Annotated in this window: 4 protein-coding genes; 1 reads left to right on the top strand and 3 read right to left on the bottom strand. The window is 69.0% G+C overall.

Annotated features, from left to right (window positions below):
• From Q1K33_RS19815 to Q1K33_RS19805, 3 genes are all read right to left on the bottom strand, one after another.
• Positions 1 to 1,057: alpha-amylase family glycosyl hydrolase (locus tag Q1K33_RS19815; protein WP_300406508.1), on the bottom strand; the 1,057-nt coding region annotated here is incomplete at its 3' end.
• A complete protein-coding gene (locus Q1K33_RS19810; RefSeq protein WP_300406507.1) occupies positions 1,054 to 3,042 on the bottom strand; it encodes an alpha-1,4-glucan--maltose-1-phosphate maltosyltransferase in 1,989 nt (662 codons plus the stop codon). The genes Q1K33_RS19815 and Q1K33_RS19810, both read right to left, overlap by 4 nt.
• Before the next feature lie 202 nt (positions 3,043 to 3,244).
• The gene (locus Q1K33_RS19805) at positions 3,245 to 6,823 is read right to left on the bottom strand and encodes a M36 family metallopeptidase (RefSeq protein WP_300406506.1); all 3,579 of its coding nucleotides are present in this window, start codon (positions 6,821 to 6,823) and stop codon (positions 3,245 to 3,247) included.
• 161 nt (positions 6,824 to 6,984) lie between these two features.
• Here Q1K33_RS19805 and glgP point away from each other — a divergent pair, with 161 nt between their 5' ends.
• Positions 6,985 to 9,603 carry an alpha-glucan family phosphorylase gene (gene glgP, locus Q1K33_RS19800; RefSeq protein WP_300406505.1) on the top strand — a complete coding sequence of 873 codons (2,619 nt, stop codon included), beginning with the start codon at positions 6,985 to 6,987 and terminating at the stop codon, positions 9,601 to 9,603.
• Positions 9,604 to 9,750 lie beyond the last annotated feature (147 nt).

The raw sequence follows: 9,750 nt of genomic DNA, 5'->3' as shown, positions 1-9,750 counted from the left end.
TGACCATCTCGAGGGTGAGCTCGTCGTGGTTGCGCAGGAAGATGCCCCACTGGCAGTTGTGCGGGATCGCCGGCGTCTGCTCGAGGATCTCCGAGATGGGGAAGCGGGACTCCCGCCGCACGGACATGAAGATGCGTGGCATCACCGGGAAGTGGAAGCACATGTGGCACTCGTCGCCACCGCTGTCGAAGTCTCCGAAGTAGTCGACCACGTCGGCCGGCCACTGGTTGGCCTCGGCGAGCAGGATCTTGCCCGGGTACTTCTCGTCGACGAAGCGACGCACCTTGCGCAGGAACTCGTGGGTCTCGGGGAGGTTCTCGCCGTTGGTGTCGGGACGCTCGTAGAGGTAGGGCACCGCGTCGAGACGGAAGCCGTCGAGACCCATGTCGAACCAGAACGAGATCGCCTCGAGGATCGCGTCGTGCACGGCGGGGTTGTCGTAGTTGAGGTCGGGCTGGTGGGAGAAGAAGCGGTGCCAGAAGTACTGCTGGCGCACCGGGTCCCAGGTCCAGTTGGACGGCTCGGTGTCGACGAAGATGACGCGCGCATCCTGGTAGAGCTCGTCGGTGTCGGACCACACGTAGAAGTCGCCGTAGGGCCCTTCCGGGTCCTCGCGACTGGCCTGGAACCACGGGTGGGCGTCACTGGTGTGGTTCATGACGAAGTCGATGATCACCCGGATGCCACGGGCGTGGGCCTCGTCGAGCAGGGTGTGGAAGTCCTCGACGGTGCCGGCCTCGGGGAGGATGTTGGTGAAGTCGGCGACGTCGTAGCCACCGTCGCGCAGCGGCGAGGTGAAGAACGGCGGGATCCACAGGCAGTCGACTCCGAGCCACTGGAGGTAGTCGAGCTTCTCGGTCAGGCCCTTGAAGTCTCCGGTGCCGTCGCCGTTGGAGTCGCGGAAGCTGCGGACCATCACCTCGTAGAAGACCGCGGTCTTGAACCAGTCGGGCACCGGGTTGGTCTGGTCGGTCGCGGCGTCGTGGGTCGGGTCGATCACGATCTCGCCGGTGGGCGGGCTCGCGGGGAAGGGGTCGCTGGTCGTGCTCTCGCTCATGCGGGGCTCCTCACGGTCAGGACGTGTGCCGGCTCGTGACCGGGGTCGAGGCGCACGTAGTCGTGCTCCCCCCACGTCCAGTCGGCGCCGGTGATCTCGTCGTGGACGACGAACGAGTCCGACCACTCCAGCCCGAGGGCGGGCATGTCGAGGTGGACCGTCGTCTCGCGCGTCCCGTGGGGATCGAGGTTGATCACGACGATGACGATGTCGTCGCCGGCCTCGCTGACGGCTGCTCGCTTGGAGAACACCAGGACGTTCTCGTCGTCCGCGTGGTGGATGGTGATGTTGCGCAGCCGCTGCAGGGCGACGTGCGAGCGCCGGATCTCGTTGAGCCGGGTCAGGTACGGCGCCAGCGAGCGACCCGCCGCCTCGGCCCCCTCCCAGTCACGGATCCGGATCTGGAACTTCTCGGTGTCGAGGTACTCCTCGCTGCCCGGCTTCAGCGCGACGTGCTCGAACAGCTCGTAGCCGGCGTACACCCCCCAGCTGGGCACACTCATCGCCGCCAGCGCGGCGCGGATCTTGAACGCCGCCGGGCCGCCGTACTGGAGGAACTCGTGGAGGATGTCGGGGGTGTTGACGAAGAAGTTGGGCCGCATCAGGTGGTCGGACTCCGAGCTGACCTCGCGCAGGTAGTCCTCGATCTCCCACCTCGCGGTGCGCCACGTGAAGTACGTGTAGCTCTGGTGGAAGCCGACCGAGCCCAGGCCGTGCATCATCGGCGGCTTGGTGAAGGCCTCGGACAGGAACAGCACGTCGGGGTCGGTCCGGCGCACCTCGGCCAGCAGCCACTCCCAGAACTGCAGCGGCTTGGTGTGCGGGTTGTCGACGCGGAAGATCCGCACGCCGTGGCTCATCCAGAGCCGGACGACGCGCAGCACCTCGCGGCAGATGCCGCGCGGGTCGTTGTCGAAGTTGACCGGGTAGATGTCCTGGTACTTCTTCGGCGGGTTCTCCGCGTAGGCGATGGTGCCGTCGGCGCGCGTGGTGAACCACTCCGGGTTGGTGGTCACCCAGGGATGGTCGGGAGCCGCCTGCAGCGCGAGGTCCAGGGCGACCTCGAGACCGAGCTCGCCCGCGCGGGCGACGAAGGCGTCGAAGTCCTCGAAGGTGCCGAGCTCGGGGTGGATGGCGTCGTGGCCGCCGTCCTTGCTGCCGATCGCCCACGGGGAGCCGGGATCGGTCGGCCCCGGCGTCAAGGTGTTGTTGGGTCCCTTGCGGTTGACCTCGCCGATGGGGTGGATCGGCGGCAGGTAGAGGACGTCGAAGCCCATCGCGGCCACGGCGTCGAGCCGCTGGGCCGCCGTCGCGAACGTGCCGCTGGTGATGGCGCCCGTGGTGGGGTCCTGCACGGCTCCCTCGGAGCGCGGGAAGAACTCGTACCAGCTGCCGTGGAGCGCGCGCTCGCGATCGGCGTACGCCGGGTAGGGGCCGGACACGCTGAGCAGCTCCCGCAGGGGGTACGACGCCAGGATGGCGCCGACGTCGTCGGCCAGCAGCTGGGCGAGGCGTGCCTCGGCGGGCCGGGTCGTGTCGTCGGCGGCCTCGATCGCTCCGGCCAGGACCTTCGCCTCGGCCCTGGCCTTCTTGGGCAGCGACGCGCGGACCTGCTCGAGCAGGAGCCGACCCTCGGTGAACATCAGCTCGACGTCGATCCCCGCGGGGATCTTGATCTCGGCGGCGTGGACCCACGTCGCGATCGGGTCGGACCAGGCGTGCACCTCGAAGGTCCACGCGCCCGTGGTCGTGGGAGTCACCCAGGCCCGGTGGCGGTCGACGGGGTCGACGAGCCTCTCCATCCGCACGGGCGCCTGCTTGATGCCGTCGGGGGAGACGAGCACGACCTCCGCGCCGAGCTTGTCGTGGCCCTCGCGGAAGATCGTCGCGGAGACCGGGAAGGGTTCCCCGACGGTGGCCTTCGCGGACTGTCGTCCCAGGTCCACCACCGGTTGTACGTCCATGACAGGGATGCGTCCAACCATTGCTCCACCTTTGCGGGTCGCACCAAGCGCTGCAACCTTCTCACCCGGGCAGGTGGGCTCGGCCGCGGTCGGACCGGTGCACGTGATGTCGACGAAACGCGAGGGAAGTGGCGCCCGGGGCAGACACGTGGTGTCTGCCCCGGGCGGGGTGGGGCCAGGCCCAGACCGTCTGAACGGAACCTCGCGGGGCCTCAGCGCGACCTCAGCGGAAGGACCGCTGCGGGCTGTCGATGCCGTACGACGACTTCCAGCTCGGGAACGTCGAGGTGAAGGCCTGGAACTCCGCCACGTGCACGATCGTGCCCCGGTCCGACCCGCTCTTGCAGTCGGTGTCGTTGATCGGGTCGTTGTCCAGCTCGCCTGCGTAGCCGGCGAAGCCGGTGCACTGGTTCTCGAGCACGACAAGACGCAGGGCCGACGCCTTGGTGGGCTTGATCTTGAAGGAGCGCATGATCAGCGTCGGGGCGACCGGCCTCGGACGCTGGGACGGGAAGGCGTTGGAGGGGGAGACGTAGACCCGCTTCCAGGACGCCTTCTTGGTGGTGCACTTCTTCGTGCAGGCCTCGACCGCGAACTTGCGCAGCGCAGTGAAGCGCGAGCCGCCGTCGGGGTCTCCGAAGTTGCGCTTCAGCATGGCGCTGACGGCGACGGTGCGGATCTTGCGCGCCTTCTTGCCGGCCAGGTCGACGGCGATCTTGGGCTTGGTCGCATCCACGTTGCCGTTGGTCGTGGCACCCCAGGAGAGGGCCTCGGTGCCGTCGATCAGGTAGTTCTCGTGGACGCTTCCGGCGGCCGAGCTGATGATCTTCGCCCCGGACTTCTTGGCGGCCAGGTTCTTGGTGGTCTTCACCTTGACCACCTGCTTCTTCTTCTTGCCGGTGACGGTCATGTGGAAGCGCATGAAGCCGTGCCGGGGGCCGACGTAGAGCATGTCGTACTTCCCGGGCGTGAAGGAGGCCTTCTTGCCCACCTTCTTGGTCTTCTTCAGGGTGTCGGCGATCGGGGTTGCTCGGGCCTCGTAGTCACCCACGAAGATCCGACCCCCCGACGAGGTCTTGAAGACGACCTTGGTGTTCTTCCCCGTCGCGCTGGCGAAGCTCGGCTTGGGCGAGGTGTCCTCGCCGTCCTTGACGCTGGCGCCCTTGCCCATGCCGCGGCGGGCGAAGGCTGCGTTGATGACCGACTTGTTCTTGCCGCCGAAGCGCATCTGGTCGGCAGCCACGAAGGCGTCGCGGGCGTCGAGCATCGAGGTGGCACCCTGTTGGAGCAGGAACGAGTCGAACATCAGCTGCAACCAGCGACGGTTGCCGGGGCACAGCGCCGGACGCTGCGGCCCCTTGTTCTGGCTGCCTTCGGCGCAGCGCTGCTGGAGGGCCTTGTTGCCGTAGGGGAACTTCTTGTCGTACTTCTTCACCAGCGCCTGGCGCACTTCCCAGTTCACGCCGTTCCAGATCTCGCCGTCCGCGTGGACCTCGGGACCAGTGGTGTCGAAGCCGTAGTCGGAGTAGTTGAGCGGGTTCTTGTTCATGGCGTAGTCGCGGATGGCGACGGTCAGGTTGCCGGTGGCGTACGCACCGACGGCCCAGACGTTGCCGCCGTTGGAGTAGCCGTGGCTGAACTGGTACTCGGCTGCGACCTGGTCGCTCCACGACTCGCCCATCGCGCCACCCTGCTCGGAGGTGAGGCCCTCGTCGGGGCCGGCGACCATCCGGTTGCTGATGGCGTGGGTGTACTCGTGTCCGACGATGCCCATGTCCAGGCCGCCGTCGGTGCAGGGAGCGTAGAAGGCGCCGGCGATGGGCTGGAAGAGGTACTGGTTGGTGATCCCGGGAACGCCGTCCTGGAGGGTGATCTGGTTGGCGTTGTCACGACCGAGGAACGTCGGCTGGCCACCGCTCAGGGCACCTGCCTGCACGTTGCCGACCTCGGGGTCGGCCTCTACGCCGCCGCGACCGAGGTTGTCGAGCTGCATGTTGTAGTTGCCCTCGTTGAAGCCGAGGTAGTAGCTGAAGTCGTGCATCCGGTTGTGGGTGACGAACAGGTTGCCGACCGAGAAGTTGATGTCGTTGCCGCCGGGGATGAGCTCGGTCGGGCTGCACTCGGAGTTGTTCCACGCGTCGGTGAAGCGCGTCGTGTACTTCTGGTTCACCGCGTAGGGGGCCTGGAAGAGGCCACCGGGCGTCAGCGGCGAGGCCCACGCCTCGTGGGTGTTGGCGTTGTTGCCGATCGTGGTGAAGGACGGCAGGCCCGTCGTGGTGATGTTGTCCCACGGCCCGGGGGCCGCGACGTTGCGCACCGAGCCCGAGGGAAGGGTGCACTCCTTGGCGTTGGCGTTGAACCAACAGGCCACGACGCTGTTCTTCGGCGTCTGCGACGGGCTGTCCAGCGTCGGGTTGGCGGCGAAGAAGCGCCACCGCGGGTTGCCTGCCGTGCCGGTGACTCCACCGCCGGGCGTGCCGCCTCCGCCGGTGCTGGTGTCACTGGTGGCCACGGTGAGCTGGTACAGACCCGGGCCGATGGGAGCGGTGCTGTCGAAGGGACAGACCGCGGCGGAGTAGGTGCCGGCCGGGATCTGGCCCGCCGAGTACGTCAGGGTCTCGGGGCTGGTGAGGAGGTCCGCGCTCGCGAGGACGGCTCCGGAGGGGTCACGCAGCTCCAGGGTGATGTCGTTGGCAGGATTGAGAGCGGTACCGACCATCAGGATCGACTTGGTGCTGTCGTCGGTGATCTCGAACTCGTGGTCCGGCCCGCACGCCTGGGCGGTGTACTCGCCGGTGAACGGGAAGAGGTTGTTGGACGCGGCCAGACCTCCTCCGATCGCCTGCGGCATGGTGCTGGGAGCGTCGGCGACGCCACCGACGGCGTTCTCGACCTTGTTCTCGCGGTGCAGGATCGAGCCGTTCACGGCGTCCACCAGGACGGTGTAGGCCTCGGCGTGGCCGCCGGCGACGTCGACGACGTTGGCCTCGAGCACGGGGCGGACCGACCCGTCGGCCAGCGCGAGGGCTCGCAGGCGAACCTGCTGCTCCTGGGCAAGGCCGGGGACGTTCAGTCGTGTCCAGCCATCGCTGACCGAGCGCACGATGTCCGCGACGAGGTTGTCGGCGAGGTCGATCCCGACGTTCTCCGCGGCCAGCAGCCAACCGCGGGACGCCGACAGCTTGGCCGCTGGGGGCTGCTGCGTGGTCTTGGTCAGCGAGGACGACACGTAGGCGATCTCGCCGTTGGCCACCCCGACGGTCACCATGCTGCCCAGCGCGGGCGTCAGGCCGCCGAAGGTCTGGCGGAACAGGACCGCGTGACCACCGTCGTAGACCAGCTCCTGGTCGTTGACGAGCTCCAGGCCGCGCATCACGTCGGCGGAGAGCCCGAAGACGGCGGCGTTGCTGACCAGGTAGTTGCGCGCAGCGGTGACCGGGTTGCTCGAGGTCGCCTTCGCCAGCACCCCGTCGGCTGGGAGGATCGAGGACGGCGTGCCGAACGCGTTCCAGCGCAGGTCCTGCACACCCAGTCGGGAGGCCGCGCTCTGCTGCGCCAGCGACGGCAGCGCCGAGCCACGACGGTCGATGTCGAGGAGTCCGCCGACGGCGTCGCCGATCGAGCCCGGCAGGATCCGCTCACCGACCCCGTTGGTCCGGGAGAGGCCGGGGACGGCGGGGACGGCGGGGTCCTCGGCAGCGGCTGGTGCCTGGAGCTGCAAGAGGCCGGGGACCAGGGTGGCGGTCGCGAGGGCGGCGATCGTGGCGCTGTAGCGGCCACGTCGTGAGGTCAACGAGATCATGAAGTCTCCAACGGGCAGATGGGGTCGGCGTTATGGCCGGAGCTGCGGCGATTGTCAGACGAAACATGATCGTGACGTGGCGAAACCGGCTGAGCGTGACCTGCTCGTCATCGACGTGACGCATATTGGATCGATCCAGGGAAGCCGCTAGCGTCACCCGAATGCGCGCCCTTCGTCGCTTCACCGTCCGTCCCGTGCTTCCCCCGTCTCTCGCCGCACTCGGCGAGCTGGCCGGCAACCTGCGCTGGTCGTGGCACCCGGAGACGCAGGACGTCTTCGCCGAGGTCGACCCTGATCTGTGGGAGTCCACTGGCTGCGACCCGGTCAAGCTCCTCGGCGCCGTCGGCCGGGAGCGGCTCGACGAGCTCGCCGCCGACGGCGGCTTCCTCGCCCGCCTCGACGAGGCACGCACGGACCTGGCGGCGTACCTGTCGGGGGAGCGGTGGTACCAGCGGGCCGTCGTCGCCGACCCCGACGGTACGGGTGCGGCGGGGCCGGCCGCGATCGCGTACTTCTCGCCGGAGTTCGGCATCACGGCCGTGCTGCCGCAGTACTCCGGCGGCCTCGGGATCCTCGCCGGCGACCACCTGAAGGCGGCCAGCGACCTGGGTGTCCCCATCATCGGGGTCGGGCTCCTCTACCGCCACGGCTACTTCAAGCAGTCGCTCTCGCTCGGGGGTTGGCAGCAGGAGACCTACCCCGTCCTGGACCCCGACGAGCTGCCGATCTCGGCCCTGCGCGAGGCCGACGGATCCCGCGCGACCATCGCCATCGCGATGCCCGATGGTCCCGAGATGCTGGCGCGGATCTGGGTGGCGAGCGTGGGGCGGGTCCCGCTGCTGATGCTGGACACCGACGTCGAGGGCAACCCTGAGCACTACGTCGAGGTCACCGACCGGTTGTACGGCGGCACCTCGGAGCACCGGCTGCGCCAGGAGCTGCTGCTCGGGGTGGGGGGCGTGCGCGCGCTCCGGGCCTACTCCCGGATCACCGGATCACCGGCGCCCGAGGTCTTCCACACCAATGAAGGACATGCCGGATTCCTTGGCATCGAGCGGATCCGCGAGCTGACTGCCGCCCCGGACGGACCCGGGCTCGACTTCGACACGGCACTCGAGGTCGGCAGGGCCTCGACGGTCTTCACCACGCACACGCCGGTGCCGGCCGGGATCGACCGCTTCTCGCGAACTCTGATCGAGCAGTACCTCGGTGACCACGGCGCGACGCCCGGCGTGCCGACCGAGCGAGTCCTGGCGCTGGGGTCGGAGGACTACGACGGGGGCGACCGCAGCGTGTTCAACATGGCGGTGATGGGCTTCCGTCTGGCCCAGCGTGCCAACGGCGTCTCCCTGCTGCACGGCGAGGTCAGCCGCGGCATGTTCAACGGGCTGTGGCCGGCCTTCGACGAGGCCGAGGTCCCGATCGGCTCGATCACCAACGGCGTCCACGCCCCGACGTGGGTCGCGCGCGAGGTGATGGCGCTGGCCACCCGACGCGGGGCCGGGCGCGACCCCGACAACCCCGACGACACCGGTGCCTTCTGGGCGGCGGTGGACGACGTGTCGGGGCGTGACATCTGGTCGGTCAAGCGGCAGCTGCGTGAGCGTCTCGTGCTCGACGCACGCAAGCGCCTGGCCCGTTCGTGGGAGAAGCGGGGCGCGGCCAAGGCCGAGCTCACCTGGATCGAGGAGGCGCTCGACCCCGACGTCCTGACCATCGGCTTCGCCCGCCGCGTCCCGTCGTACAAGCGCCTGACGCTCATGCTGCGCGACCCGGAGCGGCTGCGCCGGCTGCTGCTCGACCCTGAACGCCCGATCCAGCTGGTCATCGCCGGCAAGTCGCACCCGGCCGACGAGGGCGGCAAGCGACTGATCCAGGAGATGGTGCGCTTCGCCGACGGCGCTGACGTGCGTCACCGGATCGTGTTCCTGCCCAACTACGACATCGCCATGGCGCAGCCGCTCTACCCCGGGTGCGACGTCTGGCTCAACAACCCGTTGCGCCCCTACGAGGCGTGTGGCACCTCAGGCATGAAGGCCGCGCTGAACGGCGGCCTGAACCTCTCGATCCTCGACGGCTGGTGGGACGAGTGGTACGACGGCGAGAACGGCTGGGCGATCCCGTCGGCCGACGGGATCGACGAGACGCAGGGGCCCGACAAGCGCGACGACCTCGAGGCCGCCGCGCTCTACGACCTCCTGGAGCGCGAGGTGGTTTCCCGCTTCTACGACGTCGACGACGAGGGGGTGCCGACACGCTGGGTCGAGATGCTGCGCCACACCTTGAAGTCCCTCGGTCCGAAGGTCCTGGCGACGCGGATGGTGCGCGACTACACGAAGCAGCTGTACCTCCCTGCGACCCGGACGGCACAGGCTCTCAACGCGGACTACGCGGGAGCTCGGGAGCTGGCGTCGTGGAAGAAGTCCGTCCGGACAGGCTGGCCCAGGGTCTCGGTCGAGCACGTCGAGTCCAGCGGTGTGGGCGACGCCCCCGAGGTCGGTGCCGAGCTGGCCGTGCGCGCGTTCGTGTGCCTGGGCCCGCTGTCTCCGGACGACGTCCACGTCCAGCTGGTGCACGGGCGCGCGCTCGCCGACGACTCCCTGGCCGATGCGGTCGCCTTCGACCTCACCCTCGCCGAGAGCTACGAGGGCGGTCGGCACCGGTTCGACGGTCTGATCTCCTTGGTCCGCAGTGGCGCCTTCGGCTACACCGTGCGGGTCCTGCCGAGGAACGACCTGTTGGCCTCCCCGGCGGAGCTGGGGGTCGTGGCGTTCGCGTGACGCGGGTGCCTCGGGGTGCCGCGTCGGCTTGGACCGGCTGCTGCGGGGTGGGCGTGGTTGGTGTGGCGCCCGCGCGCGTAGTCGACCGGGCTTCGCCGTCAAGGATCTCGCTGCGCTCGACCGCTGCGCGGTGCCTGCGGCATCCGT

This window comes from Nocardioides sp. (assembly GCF_029937575.1).
Classification (GTDB): Bacteria; Actinomycetota; Actinomycetes; order Propionibacteriales; family Nocardioidaceae; genus Nocardioides.
The sequence above is the reverse complement of the archived record's forward strand: the minus strand, read 5'-3'. Positions and strand labels throughout refer to the sequence as shown.